The organism is Salinicola sp. CR57, assembly GCF_003206585.1.
In the GTDB taxonomy this organism is placed as follows: Bacteria; Pseudomonadota; Gammaproteobacteria; order Pseudomonadales; family Halomonadaceae; genus Salinicola; species Salinicola lusitanus.
On sequence record NZ_PZJL01000001.1, the window covers coordinates 323,038 to 341,965 of the forward strand.

Genomic DNA, 18,928 nt, shown 5'->3' on the forward strand with positions numbered 1-18,928 from the left:
CCCAAGCGCTGCCATGAAAAACGGGGCCGAAGCCCCGTTCTGGTTCGGCATCTCTGCGCCGGCCGATCACATGTTGTAGACCAGCGACACCCCCGTGGCGGTATCGGTCTGGCTGGACGCGCCCGGCGGTGGGCTGTCGTTGAACTCGACCTCATAGGAAACCTTGAGCGCCAGCGTGTCGTTCATCGCCACCGTCAAGGCGGTTTCCGAGCGCCCGATGATGTTCTCGTCGGAAGCCTCTGTCGCCAGCGACTGCGAAAATTTCGATGTCTCCGAGAACTGCCAGTCGTAGTCGAGCCCGGCATAGAGCAGGCCGACGTTGTCGTGGCCACCCTCTTCGTACTCATCGTGACGCACGCCCGGGCCGATCTCCACGGCCAGCGAGTGCGGCGGACCGCTCAGCAGTTGGCGCCCGTAACCGCCGGCCAGGGTCGACTGGGAGTCGTAGCCGGAGAAGCGATCCTTGTCCCAGCGGGCCAGGCCGAACAGGTAGTTGGAGGCAGAAAGGTTGTAGCGCGTCCGCCCGGCGACCAGATACTCCTCCGCCGAGGTTTCGTCGTTGTCGCTGGCGCTCTTGGCAGCCGCCTTGAAACTGTAGGACCACGCCTGCCGGAACCAGGTCATGTCGACCCCGGCGCGCAGACTCTCGCTGTTGCTGTTGCCGCTGATCTTGTTGTAGCCCAGTTCGGCGGTTCCCTCGAAAGGCTTCTCGGCCTGCGCCGGATTGTCCATGACCTCGAAATCCTCGAGCTGGGCCTGCGCCATACCGGCACCGGTCAGACCCGCGATGCCCAGGCTGGCGGCCATGAGCACTTTCAGGCGCCGCGAATGTCCCTGAGCGGGCTTTCGTCCTTGATGATTCACACTGTCGGCCTCTTGTGGCAGTCGAAATGCGCCATACGTCGAATTGACGTCAGCACTTTTCATTAGACGTAACCCACGACGAGGAAACAACCGAACGCCGTTTTGCTCCTTATTTGCCCGCGAATTCAAGGCACCCGCTCGACATGAACTGGAGATCGATGCGCTGGATATAAAAAAGGCGAGCCATTGGCTCGCCACAAACTTCCGTCAATGATTCGTTAGGTCTCATCCCGACGGAAGAGCGCTCGGGGAGTGCATCGCGAGACTGCCGAACCGGCTCGTCGGCCGGACGCGCGACGCACCCTGTCAAGAGAGTGCCGTCGACAACGAGACCCACCCGTCATCGCCGCTCATGGGTGCCAAGTTAAGCGAGCGACGACCGGGCGTCAATATTTATGGAAACCATTTCCACTTTTTTAATGGCGAATGCGGCAGCGCCAATCAGAAGCAGGTCTCGATCACCTCCTTCACCGCCAATCGCTCGTCGACCAGCAGCATCCGCCGCCATTTGTCGAACGTCAGACAGGGATGCGAAGTGCCGAAGGCAATGACATCGCCAACCGCAACCTCGGCACCGTCGGGAATCTCGAGAAAGACGTGCTGATCCATGATCTTCGTCGTTCGCCACGAGCGGATGTCGATGGGCGCCGAAATGTCATCGTCGAGCCGGCGATAGAGACGGAGCGGCAACGGCAGATCCGGCTCGTGACCGATGTCGCGCTTGCCCAGGGCGATGATCGCCAGGCCCGGCTCGGGTAGCGACTGGACATGGGCGAACACTTCCAGCGCCGGCTCCAACTCGCCCTCGAGCGCCGGATCACGGGCCTTGATCGCCTCCATCGCTCCGGCATAGAGCTTGTGATCGTGAACCACGTAACAGCCCGGTCTCAGCACCGGCGTGTAGTGCTCGCGCAGCTCCGCCTTGTCGAACGCTTCGGCGATCAGATCGAACCACTTGGAGCCGGAGGCCGTGACGATCGGCGCCTCGCGCTGGAGTGCGCCGCTGGCGCGGAACGTCTTGACGGTATCGACCAGCCGCTCGCCGTAGGCGCGTACCGCGGCGATCTCGTCGTCGCCGCCGATCATGCCCTCGTAACCCTCGATGCCGACCAGCGCCAGCGCCGGCTCGGCGGCGATCGCCGCCACCAGCGCGTCGACCTGCTCGGCATTACGGCAACCACAGCGGCCACCGTCGATACCCAGCTCGACCAGTACGTTCAGTGTCAGGTTCCTGGCGGCGAAGAATGCCCCCAGGTCGCGAACGTTGTCCGCGCCGTCGACCACGCAGTAGTACTCCAGGCCCGCCTCGATGGCATCCGCCACCAGCGCCATGTTCGGCCGACCGACCAGTTGATTGACCATCAACACCCGCGCTATGCCATGGGCATGCGCCGCCACCGTCTGCACCGCCGTGGCCAGGGTAATGCCCCAGGCCCCCGCCTCAAGCTGACGCTGAAACAGCGCTGGCGCCATGGTGGTCTTGCCGTGAGGAGCGAGCTTGGCACCGTGGTCATCGGCGAAGCGCTGCATCCATGCCAGGTTGTGGGCCAGCGGCGTCTCGAGTATCGCCGCCGCCGGCAGTGGCACGTCGGTCAGCAGTTGGGCAGGCGTCGACCTTGGGGTCCCTTTCTGCCGCGTTGCCGGGGGAGTCGTCTTGTTCATGATCTGTTCTCCGGATGGGGATGTCAGCGGGGGGCGGTCTCGCGGGAGAGCGAACAGGATGCCTCGCGCAAGGCCGTAAGCAAGGTTTCACGGCGCGCTTCGTCGGCGTCACGGCCGACGGTGAAGCAGAGCGTGGCCAGGGCTGGACCGGCACCCTCGTGGATGGGAACGGCCATGCAGCAGGCGAAACTGTCGACCAGCCCTTCGGTCAGGGCGTAACCCCGGCGACGCGTCGACTCGATATCGGCGATGAACCCATCGATATCGATACGCTCGCCGCTGGGAAGCGTGAAATCCTCCTCTGGTACCAGCTCCAGCATCGCTTCCCGACTCATGCCGCCGAGCAGCACCCGGCCGGATGCGGTCCAGGGAATCGGCACCTTCACCCCGACTTCGGAGCTGATACGAAAAGGCCGGGCGCCGTTCTCGTTGAGCATGACCGTGTACTTGTCACCATCCAGCATGCACAGCTGGGTGGTCTCGTCGAAACGCGCCGATAACTGTCGCATCACGGGCCGGGCACGGCGCAGCAGATCGTTGTGGTCGGCATAGTCGAGACCGAAGTAGTGCATTGCCCGGCCGAAGAAGATCCGGCCGTCGCTCTCCGTCTCCAGCCAGCCCGCTTCACTGAGCAGGTTGACCAGCTCGTAGACGCTCGATCGCGGCGCGCCGGTGGCCGCCATCAACTCCTTCGGCGTCATCGGTTGACGGTGCAAGTGAAGCTGCTCGCACAGCGAGATGACGCGATCGACGCCACGAGCTCGCGGCGTCGATGTAGTACTGGAACGGCTCATATCACCTCGTTGATGACTGTCTGGGCATCAGTCTAGCGGCCCTCGCCTGCGGCCGGAAAACCCACTTGCGCAGGGGCGATGGATGGGTGCAGTATAATTTCATCCGGTAAATCGGACAACGGTCCGAAATATCGGACAAATAACAGCAACAAGACGAGTCCACTCCATGAAAACGATCCTCAAAGCGCTGGGCGCCGTTGCGGCGTTCACCCTCATCCCCTCTCTTGCCGCCGCGACCGCCCAGGCCGATACCTTGCAGACGGTACTCGACCGCGGCGAACTGATCGTCGGCACCGGCAGCTCGAATCCGCCCTGGCATTTCACCGACAACGGCCAGACCGTCGGTTTCGATGCCGATATCGGCCACATTCTGGCCCAGGGCCTGTTCAACGATCCGAGCAAGGTCCGTTTCGTCAACCAGTCCTCGGATGCCCGCATCCCCAACCTGCTGACCAACAAGGTCGACATCTCCTGCCAGGGGATGACGGTCACGGCGGCCCGCGCCCAGCAGGTGGCGTTCACCGTGCCCTACTACCGGGAAGGCGTCGGCCTGCTGATGCTCAAGGGTAGCGACTATGCCGACTACGACGCGCTCAAGGCGGCCGGCAGCGACATCACGATCGCCGTGCTGCAGAACGTCTATGCCGAGGAGATGGTTCACCAGGCGCTGCCACAGGCGAAGGTCGACCAGTACGAGAGCCAGAACCTGATCTACCAGGCGCTCAACTCTCGTCGCGCCAATGCCGTGGCCACCGATCTGTCGACGTTGAAGTGGTACATGAAGAACAACGCCGGACGCTATGTCGATGCCGGCTACAGCTGGAACCCGCAATCCTATGCCTGCGCGGTCTCGCCGGACGACCAGCGCTGGTTGAACTTCGTCAATACCACCCTCGAGGAAGCCATGTACGGCGTCGAGTTCCAGCGCTATGCCGATGCGTTCGAACAGTGGTTCGGCGAGCGTCCTCCCGCACCGCAGACCGGCTTCCCCGCCGAAATGCGCTGACCCCCGGCCCGCAGGCGTTGCCGGGCGCTCTCTGGCCCGGCGACGCTTTCCCGAACCGCTTCCCCGAGCGGATGGACTGACATGAACTATCACTTCAACTTCGCCCCCATCCTGGCGCAGTGGCCGGTACTGCTCAGTGGTATCGGCCTCGGCCTGCTGCTGGCGCTGGTGTCGATCGCCATCGGCTCCGTGCTGGGGCTGGTCGTGGCCTTTGCCAGCCGCGCCCCCAGCCCCTGGCTACGCAGCCTGGCCTTTACCTGGATATCGATCCTTCGCAATCTGCCGATTCTGGTGATCGTGCTGTTCCTGTTCTTCGGCATGCCGCAACTCGGGCTGTCGCTGGACAAGATCACCAGCTTCATCGTGGCCCTGTCGCTCTACGCCAGTGCCTACATGGCGGAGGTCTTCCGTGGCGGGCTGCTCAGCGTTCCCAAAGGGTTGATCGAAGCCGGACAGGCGATCGGGCTGACGTCATTCCGAATCAAGCGCTACATCGTGCTGCCGATCATGTTTCGCAACGCCCTGCCGGCGTTCGGCAACAACTTCATCTCGCTGTTCAAGGACACCTCGCTGGCGGCCACCATCGCGGTTCCCGAACTGACGTTCTACGCCCGCAAGATCAACTCCGAGACCTTCCGGGTGATCGAGGTCTGGCTCGTCGCCTCGCTGCTCTACATCGTCTGCTGCTACGCCATCACGCTGGTGCTCAGGGCAATGGAGAAGCGACTGGTGCTGGAGAAAAACTGACATGGAATGGGATTACTTTCTGAATGAAGTGGTCGCCAATCGCGACGCGCTGCTGCATGGCGCGGCGATCACCTTCGCCGTATCACTGATCGCGATCCTGGCCGGCACCGTGCTCGGCATCGTGATCGGCATCGCCGTCACCTACGGTGGCAAGCCGCTCAGATGGCCCGCTCGCCTCTACATCGACATCATCCGCGGGACGCCCGTACTGGTTCTGGTACTGGCGACGTTCTACGTCTCTTCCGCCGTGGGTCTGAACCTCAACGCTTTCCAGGCCGGCGCGTTGGCGCTCACGCTGTTCTGCGCCTCCCATGTCAGCGAGATACTGCGAGGCGCCCTGCAGTCGCTGTCGCGCGGCCAGATCGAAGCCGGCCGCGCCATCGGCCTCACCTTCGGCGGTATCTTCCGCTACATCCTGTTCCCCCAGGCGTTGCGCTACGCCCTGCCGACCTGGATCACCGCCGCGGTGGAGATGGTGAAGGCCTCGACGCTGCTGTCGGTGATCGGTGTCGCCGAGCTGCTGCTCACGACCCAGCAGATCATCAGCAACAACTTTCTCAACATGCAGTTCTACCTGCTGGCCGGGGTGATCTATTTCCTGATCGACTTCGCCATCGAGCAGGTCGGGCGTTTCATCGGTCGGCGTCTCGACCAACCGACGAGGAGAGCGGTATGACCCCTATCGTGGAAGTGCGCGATCTACACAAGCGTTTCGGCGAGCTCGAGGTGCTGAAGGGCATCGATTTCACCGTCGCCGAGGGCGAGGTCGTATCGATCATCGGCGCCAGCGGTTCCGGCAAGACCACCCTGCTGCGCTGCCTCAACCTGCTCGAGGAGTTTCACCAGGGCGACGTTCTGATCGGCGGCGAAGCGATTGGCTATCACCTCCGCCGTGGCCAGCGGGTCCGCATCGGCGAGCGGGAAGTCGCGCGTCAGCGAGCGATGACCGGCATGGTGTTCCAGGCCTTCAACCTGTTTCCCCACATGAGTGCGCTGGATAACGTCACGCTCGGCCTGACCAAGGTCCGGGGCATGCCGAGGCCTCAGGCGGTCGAGTTGGCCGATCACTGGCTCGACCGGGTGGGCATGCTCGAGCGGCGCGATCATCGGCCGTCCCAGCTCTCCGGCGGCCAGCAGCAGCGCGTGGCCATCGCCAGGGCGATCGCCATGAGCCCCAAGGTGATGCTGTTCGACGAAGCCACGTCCGCGCTCGACCCGGAGCGGGTCGGCGAGGTGCTGGAGACGATTCGATCCCTCGCCCAGGAAGGCATGACCATGGTGCTGGTCACCCACGAAATGCGATTCGCGCGGGACGTCTCCGACAAGGTCGTATTCATGGAGGACGGTCGAATCGCCGAACAGGGGCCGCCCCAGCGACTGTTCCTGAACCCCGAGTCGCCACGTCTGCAAGCGTTTCTCAAGACGTCGTCGTTCTAGCGCTTTCTTGTGCCTGACTCCTGGAGCCGCTCGGGGCAGCAATGTCTACGACTTTGGGCGGGATTCTTCGCCGCAGGGTGGTAATAACTTTCAAATAAAATATTTTTAGGTTAGAAAGTATCAGAACAGAGTCGCCTCCGAAGTGATGCCGAAGGACAGCCCCGTGAGCCAGCAGATCGACATCCTGTCGCATATCACCGCTTGCCTGCCGAGCCTGCGCGAGGCGGAGAAAAAGGTCGCGAACCTGATCTTCGACGATATCGACTTCGTTGCGGAGGCGAGCATCGGTGAGATCGCCAGGCGCGCCGAGGTGAGCGATGCCACGGTGACCCGTTTCGCTCGGGCGGTGGAGTGCCGCAACGTGCGTGATCTCAAGACCCGCCTGACCCGCGCGCTGGCGGCCGGCCGCCGTTTCATCCAGGAGGCCAGCGAGGACGATGGCCTGGGCGTGGTCTACGATACCGCCGCCCAGACCCTGGCGCTCAATCGCACGCTGATGGAGCAGGCCGATGTCGAGGGCGCGGTGGCGATGCTCGACGATGCCCGCCAGATCCTGGTGTTCGGCGCCGGCGGCGGTTCGACGGTGATGGCCCAGGAGATGCAGTTCCGCCTGGTGCGGCTCGGTTATGCCATCAGCGCCTATCCCCAGGCGCTGCTGCCGCGCATGGTCGCCTCGACCCTGGAGCCTACCGACGTGGTCGTCGCGCTTTCGGTCACCGGTTACACGCCGGAGATCAATGATGCCGCGGAGCTGGCGCATGAATACGGCGCGCGGGTCCTGGCGATTACCGCTACCGGCTCGCCGTTGGCCAAGGTCGCCGATATCACGCTGCCGCTGGCAGCCCGCGAGACCGACTACATCTATTTTCCGTCGTCGTCGCGCTACGCCATGATGGCCGCCATCGACATGTTGGCCCTCGGCCTGGCCCTGCGTCACCGCTCGCGCACCCGCGACAAGCTACGACGACTCAAGATCACCCTCGATGCCCATCGTGGCGGCGACAACCGCCAGCCGCTGGGGGATTGAGAATCCGGGAGCTCCCATGTCTCACGATTTGCTGATTCGCCGCGCCAGCCTCATCGATGGCAGCGGACGCGAGCCCTTCCTCGCCGACGTGGCGATCGACGGTGACCGGATCGTCGCCATCGGCGATCTGGGTCACCTCGACGCCCGCGAGACGGTCGAGGCGCAAGGACTGGTGCTGACGCCAGGGTTCATCGACGTGCATACCCACGATGACACCAATGTCATCCGCACTCCCCAGATGCTGCCCAAGCTGTCCCAGGGCGTGACCACGGTGGTGGTCGGCAATTGCGGTATCAGCGCGAGCCCGGTGCGACTTTCCGGCGAAGTGCCGGACCCGATGAACCTGCTCGGCCGAGCGGAGGATTTCCGCTACCCGACCTTCGCCGCCTACGCCGAGGCGATCGAGCAGGCGCAGCCCAGCGTCAACGTGGCGGCGCTGATCGGCCATACCAGCCTGCGCAGCCAGGTGATGGATCGCTTCGACCGGGCCGCCAGCGATCCCGAGATCGCCGCCATGCGCGAACAGCTGGAAACGGCGCTGGCCGAGGGCGCCGTGGGCATGAGTTCCGGACTCGCCTATCGCAACGCCTATCACGCCCCCACCGCCGAGATGAACACGCTGGTCGAGACGGTCGGCCGAGCCGGCGGCGTCTATACCACGCATCTGCGCGACGAATTCGCCGGGCTTCCCGAAGCGATGGACGAGGCCTTCGCCACCGCCAGGCACGGGCGGGCACCGCTGGTGATCTCGCACCTCAAGTGCGCCGGGGCCGGCAACTGGGGCAATGCCCCCAAGGCGCTGGCCAAGCTCGACGATGCCGCGCGCTCCCACGGCGTGCACTGCGACTGCTACCCCTACACCGCCGGCTCGTCGACGCTGGATCTGGGCCAGGTCACCGACGAGATCGATATCTTCATCACCTGGTCCGACCCGCACCCGGAAATGGCCCGCCAACCGCTGAAGGCGATCGCCGAACAATGGGACGTATCGCTGATGGACGCGGCCCGGCGTCTGCAGCCGGCCGGCGCGGTCTATCACAACATGAGCGAGGCGGACATGCGTCAGGTCCTGGCGCATCCGTTGTCGATGGTCGGCTCCGACGGCCTGCCCAACGATCCGCATCCGCATCCGCGGCTGTGGGGCGCGTTCCCGCGGGTACTGGCGCACTACAGTCGCGATCTGAAACTGCTGCCGCTGACCGAGGCGGTGCGCAAGATGACCGGGCTTTCCGCCGCCAACTTCGGCCTGACCGATCGCGGCGAAATCCGTGTCGGCGCCTTTGCCGATCTGGTGCTATTCGACCTCGACGCCCTCGAGGATACCGCGACCTACACCGCGCCGATCGCCAGGGCCGGCGGCATCGAGCTGGTCGTCGTCAACGGCGTGGTCAGCTATCGCCAAGGCGAGGCCAGCGAACATAGGGCAGGACGACTGCTGCGACGCCAGGTCCGGCTGTCCGCTCAACCGTCCCGTACGGCGTCATGATTTTTCACTCGCGTTACCCATCCGATCATTGAGACAACCCAGGAGCAAACCGTATGAGCATCAAACGTTATGGCGTCGAAGGCGGCGTTGGCACCGGTGGCCAGAAACTGCCCTTCGCCCGCGCCACCGAAGCGGCCGGCTGGCTGTTCGTCTCCGGCCAGACCCCGATGACCGATGGCGAAGTCGTCGAGGGCAGCATCATCGAGCAGTCGCGGCTGGCCTTCGCCAACTGCCTGAAGATCGCCGAGGAAGCCGGCTACGGCGTCGAAGACGTCGTCCATGTCACTGCGGTGTTGACCGACGCGCGCTACTTCAGCTCGTTCAACAAGGTGTTCAAGGAAGTGTTCGGCGACCACCCGCCGGCGCGGATCTGCAGCGTCCAGGACCTGGTGGTGGACTGCAAGGTGGAAGTGGACATCAAGTGCTATCGCGCCGATCGCGCCTAGTCTCGTAGCTTGCTGCGCTTCGAGGCAGCGCCGATTCACTGACACTCTCGCAAGCAAGGAAGAGACGCCGGAAAAGGCGTGAGAAAGAAAGGTGGTCGCGCCCCGGCAAGGGCGCGACCGCAGTGAAAAACCTCATGGGCCATGATATTCCACACTGCTCCGGTCGCGGCAACGACCGGAACGACAATTATAAGAGGTCGTTATGAACAGTCACGTTTTCCTCGGGGCCTTCGTCGCCTACGTGCTCGTCATGATCGCGTTCGGGTGGTGGGTCTCTCGCAACAGTCGCAGTAACGGCGACGATTTCCTGCTCGGCGGGCGTAGCGTTCCGATCTTCCTCACCATCGGCACCACGGTGGCGACCATGGTCGGCACCGGCTCGAGCATGGGCGCCGTCGGGTTCGGCTATGCCAATGGCTGGGCCGGAGCGCTCTACGGCATCGGCGGCGCCATCGGCGTGCTGCTGCTGGCGTTCTGGTTCGCCCCGGTACGCCGCTTCCGCTTCATGACCATGAGCGAGGAGCTCTCCTACTACGTCGGCGCCAATCGCTGGGTGCGCAACATCGTCGCGGTGCTGATCTATATCGCCTGCATCGGCTGGCTGGGCGCCCATATCCTCGGCGGCGGCCTCTATCTGTCATGGATGGCGGGGATCGACCTGACCACCGCACGCATACTGGTGGCCCTGGGCTTCGGTATCTACTGCGTGATCGGCGGCTACATGGCGGTGATCTGGACCGATACCGTGCAGGCGGTGGTGCTGTTCGTCGGCTTCATCGTGATGGCGATCATCGCGCTATTCGAGGTCGGCGGCTTCTCCGGACTCGGTGCCAACATGGACGTCGCGGCCACCAGTTTCCTCGGCATCGACAAGATCGGACTGATACCGGCCATCTCGCTCGCCGCCGTCATTGCTGTCGGCGTGCTGGCCACGCCCTCCTACCGCCAGCGGATCTACTCCGGCAACTCGGTGGGCTCGGTGCGCAAGTCGTTCGTGATCACCGGCATCCTCTATCTATTCTTCTCGATCATCCCGGCGATCATCGGCATGGCGACGCACGCGTTGAATCCCGGCCTGGACAACAGCAACTTCGCCTTCCCGTTCCTCGCCACCGAGATTCTGCCGCTGTGGCTCGGCCTGCTGCTGCTGGTGGCGGGGCTGTCGGCGACCATGTCCAGCGCCAGCTCCGATGCCATTGCCGGCGTCTCGATCCTGCTGCGCGATGTCTATGTGCTGTTTACCGGCCACACGCCGTCGGCTCGCAAGGTCGTGGGGCTGTCCCGGCTGGCGCTGGTCGCCACCATCGGCCTGGCGCTGCTGTTCGCACTCACTTCCAACAACGTCATCAGCTATATCACCAGCATGATCGCCACGGTGATGGCGGGGATGTTCGTCTGTGGCGTGCTGGGGCGCTTCTGGCCACGCTACAACTGGCAGGGCGCCATCGCCACCCTGATCGCCGCATCGGCGACCTCGCTGGCGGTGATCAATGTCGACAGCTGGACCGCTTTCTGGGGCAACCCCAGTATCCCCGCCGTCCTGGTCGCACTGGTCGTGGGCATCGTCGTCAGCCTGGTCACCCCGGCCTCGAAGGTGACACCGGAACAGGCGCTCAAGATCATCGACGACGAACGCGAGCACATGGAACTGGAGGAGGACCCCGCCAGCGCGCTCAGCGGCAAGTCAGTCTGATACGGAACCGTCGACACCAACGAAAACGCCACCCCATCGGGGTGGCGTTCTTGTAGCGGTCACCGTATTCACGCCCGGTCCGCGCGCATGAGCGAGCACGTGCGGGAGATGCTTTTCGAACTCTCCGACATCGACCAACCCGACATGGATCGCCAGTTCTTCGCGCCACCGACTCGCTAAGGCAGCACGACCCGAATCCCTATCTCCCGCTCGTCGAGGTTGTCGGCGCCACCGCGATCGACGACCAGAAACTCCCCCTCTTTCTCCAGTACCGAATGGACCGCGTGCCAGGTGCCGGCCCGGTAGTTGACCCCCTGGTGGCCGTCCGTGACGAAGGCGCGAATCGCGTTCGGATCGATATCGTCGCCCGGCGGCGCCACGACCACGATGAAGCGCTCCTCGTGCAGCGGCATGAATGCCTGGCTGCCCAGCGGATGGCGCTCGAGCAGCTCGATCTCCAGCGGCAGCGTCACCGGTTGGCTGACGAAGATGCTGATCAGCGGTGGCGATGGCGTATCGACGATCTCGATCTTGGCCAGCGCGTGGTGACGCCGGGTGCGGCCGTTGTTGATCGGGAACGACTCGCTGCCGCGTGAGTCGATCACATCGCCGAACGGCGCGAAGGGCTTGGCGCTCAGCGGTTGAGCTATCAATTCCAACATTCCGGTTTCTCTCGTCGTTGTTGCCGGGGCGTTGCGGTTTTCAATCGGTTCGAGTCTATTCTCCATTAATTCAGGTCCAGCGCGACTCGTGCCTCCCTTGCAAGATGGGAGTCGCGACGATGATCCAGGAGGGCCATTCTGTCGACAGACATCGCATTGTGATCCGTTTGTCGAAAAGCCGTCGATCAGGAGGCATCGTGAGCAATTTTCCCATCATCGCCACCATGCTTTCCATGGTACTGGGGCTTTCCGTCACCCGCCTTCTACTGGGGGCGGTAACGGTGTTCCGTATTCGTCGTGCCGCGAAGCTGGATTGGGTGCCTATTGTCTGGGCCGCCATTCTGTTCTCGATGCAATTGGAGTTCTGGTGGGCAATCAATTCGCTCCCTGAAGTCAAAACGACGTTCTCGTTCCCCGAATTCTTATTGCTCGTTCTGCTGGCGTTGTCGCTGTTCGTGTCCGCGGCGTTGCTATTGCCAAACCGAAGCGAGGACGAGCAAGCCGAACTTCGCGTTTACTTTGAACAGGATGGTCGCTACGCGCTGCTCTCGCTTTCGGCGTATCTTTTTTTCGGGTCTATCGTAAATATCGCGTTTCTGAGGACCTCTCCCCTTGCTCTCTGGGGCGTTATGGACCTCATCATGATTGCGCTTCCCATCGGCGCTTTCTTTGCCAGATCGCGTAAGGTGTATTCCTCCATCGCGCTGATCTACGTACCGGTCTGCGTCATCGACGTCGTCGTTTCACTAGCTAACTGACGTGATACGAGGCTCGTGCTAGTGCCGCGGGCATGAAAAACAGAACCCATTGAATCGCTATCATCCACTCATCGACCTTATCGAGGCCGCAACAAGCGATCGTCGTATACAAAAACTTTCAGCACAGGTACCAGGATGGCTCGAGTTCCCTCTGATTGATACCTGTGTGCAGCCACTGCCCCCAAACCGTGCCGAGCATCGCCGATCTGCCCAAAAATCGTGCAACTCCCGGCAATATAGGAGATAGAGCACTACCGTCCGTGACACTCGCTCGACCCCGCTTTCCACCCACCGTGGCCGCTCAGACGCTTGATAGGTGGCCAAATTATCCATGAGCGACGGATTCTGTACCACGACGACGGCCTTCTACTATTCGTGGATGGCGAACATGGCACGCATCTTGTATACAAAAAATGCGGATCACAATCACAATCACAACACGGCCCCGCGGAGGGCGTTCGCCATGCCACAGCAACCGCATCACTCATCACACCAGTACAGTAACCGGCTGCACAATGCCGATCTTGCGCCGACGCAACAGAACTGGAACTGGTACAACATTCTCGCCTTCTGGCTTTCCGACGTGCACAGCGTCGGCGGCTACGTGGTCGCTGCCAGCCTGTTCGCGCTGGGGCTGGCCGGCTGGCAGGTACTGATCTCGCTGCTGGTGGGTATCTGCATCGTGCAGATCTTCGCCAACCTGATGGCGAGACCGAGCCAGAAGGCCGCGGTCCCCTTTCCGGTAATCTGCCGGCTCTCGTTCGGCGTATTCGGCGCCAATATCCCGGCGATGATTCGCGGCCTGATCGCCGTGGTGTGGTACGGCATCCAGACCTTTCTCGCCTCCAACGCGCTGACGATCGTGCTACTACGGCTCTTCCCCGGCATGGAGTCGCTGGCCGGCCCCAGCTTCCTGGGGCTCTCCTATCTTGGCTGGATCAGCTTCATGCTGCTGTGGTGCCTGCAAGCGATCGTCTTCTGGCACGGCATGGATTCGATCCGGCGCTTCATCGACTGGAGCGGCCCGGCGGTCTACGTGGTGATGTTCGTGCTGGCGGCGTGGCTGGTGTGGCAGGCGGGCTGGTCCAACATCAGCTTCACCCTCAGCGACATCCAGCTCTCCCCCGGCGAGCAGCTGTGGCAGATGGTGATTGCCGCGGCCATCGTGGCCGGCTACTTCGCCGGCCCGACGCTCAACTTCGGCGACTTCACCCGTTACGCCCGCAGCTTCGAGGACGTCAAGCGCGGCAACTTCTGGGGCCTGCCGGTCAACTTCCTGGTCTTCTCCGCCACCACGGTGATGATGGTCTCGGCGACCCTGCCGGTGTTCGGTGAGATGATCGACGACCCGATCCAGACCGTGGCGCGACTCGACAACACCTTCATCGCCCTGCTCGGTGCCGCGACCTTCGTCACCACCACCATCGGGATCAACATCGTCGCCAACTTCGTCGCCCCGGCGTTCGACTTCTCCAACATGGCGCCCAGCAAGATCAGCTTCCGGACCGGCGGCTTCATCGCTGCGGTGGGCTCAATCTTCCTCACCCCGTGGAACCTGTTCAGCAACCCGGAAATCATCCACTACACCGTGGACCTGCTGGCGGCGGCCATCGGCCCGCTCTACGGCATCCTGATCATGGACTACTACCGCATTCGCCGCGGGCAGATCGACGTCGATGCACTGTTCAGCGTCGACCCCAACGGCCCCTACTGGTACCGCAACGGCTTCAATCCGGCGGCGGTGAAGGCCGTCGTCGCCGCGTCGCTGATCGGCATCATGATCAACTTCCTGCCGCTGGGCGATCTCGGCCACTTCTCGGTGTTCATCGGCGGCGCGCTCGGCGCCACCTTCTACGCCATGGGCATGCGCCGCGCCACCGCAGCGGCAGCGGTCGCCTCCTGACCCCAGTGCCCCGGCGGCTGGCCGCCGGGGCACTGCCAGCTATCTCTCTTGACCCTCTCCATATCGGTCGTCGGTAGCTGACATCCCGCTGCCTCATGCCTAGGCCTTGCGCCCTTCTTCCTTGTCACGGCCGTGAACGCACGACTCCCAACCGCCGCCTTGTGACAGGATTATCCGTCCCCGACCTCCCGCCCGCTTTCCTTATCGCCTCAAAGATTGTATAAAATCTACAATATCGAAATCGGCCACGCTCTTCGATGCCTGTCGGCCGCCACTCCGGCCCGCCCAGACCACGCCCAGATCAGAGGGGAAATCCGCATGCAGCGTATCAACGTCATCGACTCCCACACCGGCGGCGAGCCGACCCGGCTGGTGATGTCGGGCTTCCCGGCGCTGACCGGCGACATGGCCGCCCAGCGCGATCTGCTGCGCGAGCACCATGATCAATGGCGGCGGGCCTGTCTGCTCGAGCCGAGGGGCAACGACGTGCTGGTGGGAGCGCTCTACTGCGAGCCGGTCTCCCCGGACGCCAGCTGCGGAGTGATCTTCTTCAACAATACTGGCTACCTGGGCATGTGCGGCCACGGCACCATCGGGCTGGTGGCGTCGCTGCACCACCTCGGCAAGCTGAATCCGGGCACCCATCGCATCGATACCCCGGTGGGACAGGTCAGCGCCATCCTCCACGACGACGGTGCGGTCACCGTGGGCAACGTGCCCGCCTACCGCTATCGCCAGCGCGTGCCGGTCGAGGTGCCGGGTTATGGCGTGGTACATGGCGACATCGCCTGGGGCGGCAACTGGTTCTTCCTGGTGGGTGAGCACGACCAGACGCTGGCGCTGGCCAACGAGGAAGCGCTGACGGCCTTTACCTGGGCAATCCGCCAGGCGCTGGATGCGCAGGCCATCACCGGCGAGAACGGTGGCCACATCGATCATATCGAGCTGTTCGCCGCGGACACCCACGGCAACCCGCCGGCCGACAGCCGCAACTTCGTGCTCTGCCCCGGCAAGGCCTACGACCGCTCCCCCTGTGGCACCGGCACCAGCGCCAAGCTGGCCTGCCTGGCGGCGGACGGCAAGCTGGCCCCCGGCGAGACCTGGGTGCAGGCCAGCATCACCGGTAGCCGCTTCGAGGGGCGCTACGAATGGCAGGGCGATCGCGTCCTTCCCTTCATCACCGGCAGCGCCTACGTCACCGCCGATGCCACCCTGCTGATCGACGACAGCGATCCGTTCGCCTGGGGCATCACCGCGTCCTAGCCGCTCACGCATCACTCCCGACCACGCATGACTTCCGAAAACAGTGCCAGAGGACAACCATGAACGACTCCATCTTCACCGGCTGCATTCCCGCCCTGATGACCCCCTGCACCGCGGATCGCACGCCCGACTACGACGCCCTGGTCGCCAAGGGGCGCGAGCTGGTCGATCTCGGCATGCGCGCGGTGGTCTACTGCGGCTCCATGGGCGACTGGCCGCTGCTCAGCGAAGCCGAGCGTCAGGAGGGCGTGGCCCGGCTGGTCGCCGCCGGCGTGCCCGTCATCGTCGGCACCGGCGCGGTCAATTCGAAGGAAGCGGTCTCCCACGCCGCCCATGCGGCCAGGGTCGGCGCGCAAGGGTTGATGGTCATTCCCCGGGTGCTCTCCCGTGGTACCGCCCTCGCCGCCCAGAAGGCGCACTTCTCGGCGATTCTGGAAGCCGCGCCCGAACTGCCGGCGGTGATCTACAACAGCCCCTATTACGGCTTCGCCACCCGCGCCGAGCTGTTCTTCGCGCTGCGTCGCGAACATCCCAACCTGATCGGTTTCAAGGAGTTCGGTGGTGCGGACGATCTGCGCTACGCCGCCGAACACATCACCTCCCAGGACGACGACGTCAGCCTGATGGTCGGCGTCGATACCCAGGTGTTCCATGGTTTCGTCAACTGCCATGCCACCGGCGCCATCACCGGGGTCGGCAACGCCCTGCCGAGAGAGGTGCTGCAACTGGTCGCGCTCTGCGAGAAGGCCGCCACCGGCGATCTCGAGGCTCGGCGCCAGGCCCAGGAGCTGGAATCGGCGCTGTCGGTACTCTCCTCCTTCGACGAAGGCGTGGACCTGGTGCTCTATTACAAGCATCTGATGGTGCTGAACGGCGATAGCGAGTACCGCCTGCACTTCAATGAGAGCGACGTCTTGAGCGAGGCCCAACGCCGCTACGTCGAGACCCAGTACGCGCTGTTCCGTGAGTGGTACGCACAGTGGTCGGCCCAGCTCGACAAGGCCAGGTAGCGCTCCCGGCCGAGTCGACGGCGAGGCGGATCGGCTTGCCGCCTCGCCTGCCGGAAGCCGGCGGGAAGCCGGCGGAAAGCCACCCGCGCTATCGACACGCGTGGTGGGTGACTTGCGGTTTGCATACAATATCCAAAATACCGCGAGAACGATGATCTCCCATGGCAAATTTCAAGACCCGAGCCCAGCATGTCGCCGATGACCTGCGTGAGCGCATTCTCGGCGGTGAATTCAAGGGCGGCTCCCAGCTGCGTCAGGATGCCCTGGCCAAGGACTACGACGTCAGCCGCATTCCCGTCCGGGAGGCCCTGCTGACGCTCGAGTCCGAGGGACTGGTGGAGTTCCACGCCCATCGCGGCGCCTTCACCACCGAGCTCTCCGTGGCCGCGATTCGTGAGCTGTTCGATCTGCGCGTGCTGCTCGAGACCCACGTGCTGCGCTATGCGATCCCAAACCTAAATGCGGAGGATCTCGAGCACGCCGCGAGCATCCTTCGCCAGTACGACGCCGCGCTCGACGCCGGCAGCCAGATCGACAACTGGAGCGACTACAACTTCGCGTTCCATCACGCGCTGTACGCCCCTTCCGGGCTACCCGAGACGCTGGCCATGATCGGTCAGTTGAACACCAAGTCGGGGCGCTATATCCGCATGCAGCTGGTCTACACCCGCGAAATCGAGAAAGCCGAACGCGAACATCGCGAGCTGCTCGAACTGGCGCGCCGCGGCGATGTCGACCCGGCCTGCCGCCTGCTGGAACGCCATATCAAGGACGCCGCGGAGGGCATCGCGGCGGTACTGGAGAAGAGCCTGCGCAGCGCCTGAACCGTCGCGCACTCTCTGCTCCCCAACCCTGTCGCCTGGTCATGAGGTAGCCCATGCCGAACCCATCCCCTTCGGCTCTGACCGATGCCGATACCATCGTCGTCGGTGCCGGCCTCGTCGGCGTGACGAGTGCCCTGGCACTGGCGCGCCGAGGTCACCGCGTGCGGGTACTCGATCGCCAGGCGCCGGGGCGGGGCGCCTCCTACGGCAACGCGGGCCATCTGGCCACCGAGCAGGTCTTTCCGATCGCCGATGCGTCGATCCTGCGCTCCCTGCCCGGCATGCTCATGGATCCCATGGGCCCCCTGCGGCTGGACTGGAAATACCTGCCCCGCGCGCTGCCGTGGCTGACCCGGCTGGTCCTGAACCTGCGCCCGGCGCCGTTCCGCGCAAGCGTGGCCGGCCTTCGTGCTCTCAACGAGCGCAGCCTGGCGGCGTGGCAACGCCTGCTGGCATCGGTCGATAGCGCTCACCTGCTCAGGGCGGATGGCTCGCTGCTGGTCTACGAAAAGCCGGAGTCGCACTCGAAGCTCGCAGCACTCGAGTCGCGCATGCGCGCCCAGCAGGTGCCGGTGGAACGGTGGGAGCGAGAGGCGATTCGGCGTGCGGCACCTCAGCTTTCCACCGACCTGCAGGGCGGGCTGTTCTTTCCCGCGACGGGTCATGTGGTGGATCCATGGCGCGTCGTCAACACGCTGGTCGATGCGGCCAAACAAGAAGGGGTGCAGTTCGAGCAGGCCAGCGTGCAGTCGGCGCGATTGACCGACAGCGGCGTCGCGTTGATGACCGACGCCGGCGAACGCAAGGCCAGCCAAGTGCTGATCGCCTGTGGCGCCCACTCGGCCGAGTTGACGGCCCAGCTCACCGGCAAGCACGTACCGCTGGACACTGAGCGCGGCTATCACCTGATGCTGCCCCGTGAGCATGAGCGACTGCCCTTCGCGGTGACCTCGCTGGAGCGACGCTTCATCATGACGCCGATGGAAACCGGGCTGAGGCTTGCCGGCACCGTGGAGTTCGCGGGGCTGGTCGCACCGCCCAACATGGAACGGGCCTGGCAGCTTCACCGACTGAGCCGGGGCCTGTTCAAGACCGATCTCGACGCCGGGGACGCCACACCCTGGATGGGCTTCCGCCCGTCGCTGCCGGACTCGCTGCCGATCATCGATCGTCTCGAGCATGGCCGCGTGCTGCTGGCCTTCGGGCATCATCACCTGGGGCTGACCCAGGCGGCGATCACCGCCGAACTGATCGCCGACCTGGCCGGCCCGGCCGAGGGCCACCCATCGACCGAGCCACCTGACCTGCCGTCGCTGGCGCCCTATCGGCTCTCCCGCTTCGACTGA

At 64.0% G+C, this 18,928-nt stretch carries 18 protein-coding genes; 14 read left to right on the plus strand and 4 right to left on the minus strand.

What is annotated here, in order from left to right:
• Positions 1-66 precede the first annotated feature (66 nt).
• From DOM56_RS01520 to DOM56_RS01530, 3 genes are all read right to left on the minus strand, one after another.
• On the minus strand, positions 67-807 hold the full coding sequence (locus tag DOM56_RS01520) for a DUF481 domain-containing protein (RefSeq protein ID WP_110602032.1): 741 nt from the start codon (positions 805-807) through the stop codon (positions 67-69).
• A 498-nt stretch (positions 808-1,305) separates the two neighbouring features.
• Positions 1,306-2,526, minus strand: a complete 1,221-nt coding sequence (locus tag DOM56_RS01525) for an amino acid deaminase (protein WP_110707179.1) — start codon at positions 2,524-2,526, stop codon at positions 1,306-1,308.
• 23 nt (positions 2,527-2,549) lie between these two features.
• Positions 2,550-3,320 (minus strand): IclR family transcriptional regulator, encoded by a 771-nt coding sequence (locus tag DOM56_RS01530; protein ID WP_110707180.1) that lies wholly within the window; start codon positions 3,318-3,320, stop codon positions 2,550-2,552.
• A 166-nt stretch (positions 3,321-3,486) separates the two neighbouring features.
• Between DOM56_RS01530 and DOM56_RS01535 the strand changes: the two genes are divergently transcribed.
• The 8 genes from DOM56_RS01535 (at position 3,487) to DOM56_RS01570 (ending at position 11,162) form a co-directional block, all read left to right on the plus strand.
• A complete protein-coding gene (locus DOM56_RS01535) occupies positions 3,487-4,326 on the plus strand; it encodes a transporter substrate-binding domain-containing protein (protein ID WP_110602027.1) in 840 nt (279 codons plus the stop codon).
• A gap of 81 nt (positions 4,327-4,407) precedes the next feature.
• A complete protein-coding gene (locus tag DOM56_RS01540) occupies positions 4,408-5,073 on the plus strand; it encodes an amino acid ABC transporter permease (RefSeq protein WP_110707181.1) in 666 nt (221 codons plus the stop codon).
• A gap of 1 nt (position 5,074) precedes the next feature.
• Positions 5,075-5,749, plus strand: a complete 675-nt coding sequence (locus DOM56_RS01545) for an amino acid ABC transporter permease (protein ID WP_110602023.1) — start codon at positions 5,075-5,077, stop codon at positions 5,747-5,749.
• Positions 5,746-6,510, plus strand: coding sequence for an amino acid ABC transporter ATP-binding protein (locus tag DOM56_RS01550; RefSeq protein WP_110707182.1), 765 nt, complete (start codon positions 5,746-5,748; stop codon positions 6,508-6,510). The genes DOM56_RS01545 and DOM56_RS01550 overlap by 4 nt, the downstream gene beginning before the upstream one ends.
• A gap of 163 nt (positions 6,511-6,673) precedes the next feature.
• On the plus strand, positions 6,674-7,537 hold the full coding sequence (locus DOM56_RS01555) for a MurR/RpiR family transcriptional regulator (RefSeq protein WP_110707183.1): 864 nt from the start codon (positions 6,674-6,676) through the stop codon (positions 7,535-7,537).
• A 16-nt stretch (positions 7,538-7,553) separates the two neighbouring features.
• Positions 7,554-9,023, plus strand: coding sequence for a D-aminoacylase (locus DOM56_RS01560; protein ID WP_110707184.1), 1,470 nt, complete (start codon positions 7,554-7,556; stop codon positions 9,021-9,023).
• A gap of 53 nt (positions 9,024-9,076) precedes the next feature.
• On the plus strand, positions 9,077-9,469 hold the full coding sequence (locus DOM56_RS01565) for a RidA family protein (RefSeq protein WP_071231068.1): 393 nt from the start codon (positions 9,077-9,079) through the stop codon (positions 9,467-9,469).
• Positions 9,470-9,671: 202 nt separating this feature from the next.
• Positions 9,672-11,162, plus strand: coding sequence for a sodium:solute symporter family protein (locus tag DOM56_RS01570; RefSeq protein ID WP_110707185.1), 1,491 nt, complete (start codon positions 9,672-9,674; stop codon positions 11,160-11,162).
• A 176-nt stretch (positions 11,163-11,338) separates the two neighbouring features.
• On the opposite strand, the gene DOM56_RS01575 is transcribed toward DOM56_RS01570, so the two are convergent.
• Entirely contained in the window at positions 11,339-11,824 is a 486-nt protein-coding gene (locus DOM56_RS01575; protein WP_110707186.1) for an ureidoglycolate lyase, read from the minus strand.
• Positions 11,825-12,021: 197 nt separating this feature from the next.
• Here DOM56_RS01575 and DOM56_RS01580 point away from each other — a divergent pair, with 197 nt between their 5' ends.
• The 6 genes from DOM56_RS01580 to DOM56_RS01605 all read left to right on the plus strand — a co-directional run bounded on the left by DOM56_RS01580 (position 12,022) and on the right by DOM56_RS01605 (position 18,928).
• The gene (locus DOM56_RS01580) at positions 12,022-12,582 is read left to right on the plus strand and encodes a hypothetical protein (RefSeq protein ID WP_110707187.1); all 561 of its coding nucleotides are present in this window, start codon (positions 12,022-12,024) and stop codon (positions 12,580-12,582) included.
• A 463-nt stretch (positions 12,583-13,045) separates the two neighbouring features.
• Complete coding sequence (locus DOM56_RS01585) at positions 13,046-14,485, plus strand: NCS1 family nucleobase:cation symporter-1 (protein WP_110707569.1); 1,440 nt, start codon at positions 13,046-13,048, stop codon at positions 14,483-14,485.
• Between the two features lie 318 nt (positions 14,486-14,803).
• Positions 14,804-15,748 carry a 4-hydroxyproline epimerase gene (locus tag DOM56_RS01590; protein WP_110707188.1) on the plus strand — a complete coding sequence of 315 codons (945 nt, stop codon included), beginning with the start codon at positions 14,804-14,806 and terminating at the stop codon, positions 15,746-15,748.
• A gap of 59 nt (positions 15,749-15,807) precedes the next feature.
• Positions 15,808-16,758, plus strand: a complete 951-nt coding sequence (locus tag DOM56_RS01595) for a dihydrodipicolinate synthase family protein (RefSeq protein ID WP_110707189.1) — start codon at positions 15,808-15,810, stop codon at positions 16,756-16,758.
• A gap of 161 nt (positions 16,759-16,919) precedes the next feature.
• Positions 16,920-17,582 (plus strand): GntR family transcriptional regulator, encoded by a 663-nt coding sequence (locus DOM56_RS01600; protein WP_110707190.1) that lies wholly within the window; start codon positions 16,920-16,922, stop codon positions 17,580-17,582.
• A gap of 53 nt (positions 17,583-17,635) precedes the next feature.
• Positions 17,636-18,928 (plus strand): FAD-dependent oxidoreductase, encoded by a 1,293-nt coding sequence (locus DOM56_RS01605; protein ID WP_110707191.1) that lies wholly within the window; start codon positions 17,636-17,638, stop codon positions 18,926-18,928.

Excerpts from the sequence above, each read along its gene's own strand:
- DOM56_RS01545 (WP_110602023.1), top strand. The coding sequence starts at position 5,075 with ATGGAATGGGATTACTTTCTGAATGAAGTGGTCGCCAATCGCGACGCG.
- DOM56_RS01560 (WP_110707184.1), top strand. The coding sequence starts at position 7,554 with ATGTCTCACGATTTGCTGATTCGCCGCGCCAGCCTCATCGATGGCAGC.
- DOM56_RS01585 (WP_110707569.1), top strand. The coding sequence starts at position 13,046 with ATGCCACAGCAACCGCATCACTCATCACACCAGTACAGTAACCGGCTG.
- DOM56_RS01540 (WP_110707181.1), top strand. The coding sequence starts at position 4,408 with ATGAACTATCACTTCAACTTCGCCCCCATCCTGGCGCAGTGGCCGGTA.
- DOM56_RS01550 (WP_110707182.1), top strand. The coding sequence starts at position 5,746 with ATGACCCCTATCGTGGAAGTGCGCGATCTACACAAGCGTTTCGGCGAG.
- DOM56_RS01575 (WP_110707186.1), bottom strand. The coding sequence starts at position 11,824 with ATGTTGGAATTGATAGCTCAACCGCTGAGCGCCAAGCCCTTCGCGCCG.
- DOM56_RS01590 (WP_110707188.1), top strand. The coding sequence starts at position 14,804 with ATGCAGCGTATCAACGTCATCGACTCCCACACCGGCGGCGAGCCGACC.
- DOM56_RS01595 (WP_110707189.1), top strand. The coding sequence starts at position 15,808 with ATGAACGACTCCATCTTCACCGGCTGCATTCCCGCCCTGATGACCCCC.
- DOM56_RS01535 (WP_110602027.1), top strand. The coding sequence starts at position 3,487 with ATGAAAACGATCCTCAAAGCGCTGGGCGCCGTTGCGGCGTTCACCCTC.
- DOM56_RS01565 (WP_071231068.1), top strand. The coding sequence starts at position 9,077 with ATGAGCATCAAACGTTATGGCGTCGAAGGCGGCGTTGGCACCGGTGGC.
- DOM56_RS01570 (WP_110707185.1), top strand. The coding sequence starts at position 9,672 with ATGAACAGTCACGTTTTCCTCGGGGCCTTCGTCGCCTACGTGCTCGTC.
- DOM56_RS01605 (WP_110707191.1), top strand. The coding sequence starts at position 17,636 with ATGCCGAACCCATCCCCTTCGGCTCTGACCGATGCCGATACCATCGTC.
- DOM56_RS01525 (WP_110707179.1), bottom strand. The coding sequence starts at position 2,526 with ATGAACAAGACGACTCCCCCGGCAACGCGGCAGAAAGGGACCCCAAGG.
- DOM56_RS01600 (WP_110707190.1), top strand. The coding sequence starts at position 16,920 with ATGGCAAATTTCAAGACCCGAGCCCAGCATGTCGCCGATGACCTGCGT.
- DOM56_RS01530 (WP_110707180.1), bottom strand. The coding sequence starts at position 3,320 with ATGAGCCGTTCCAGTACTACATCGACGCCGCGAGCTCGTGGCGTCGAT.
- DOM56_RS01520 (WP_110602032.1), bottom strand. The coding sequence starts at position 807 with ATGGCCGCCAGCCTGGGCATCGCGGGTCTGACCGGTGCCGGTATGGCG.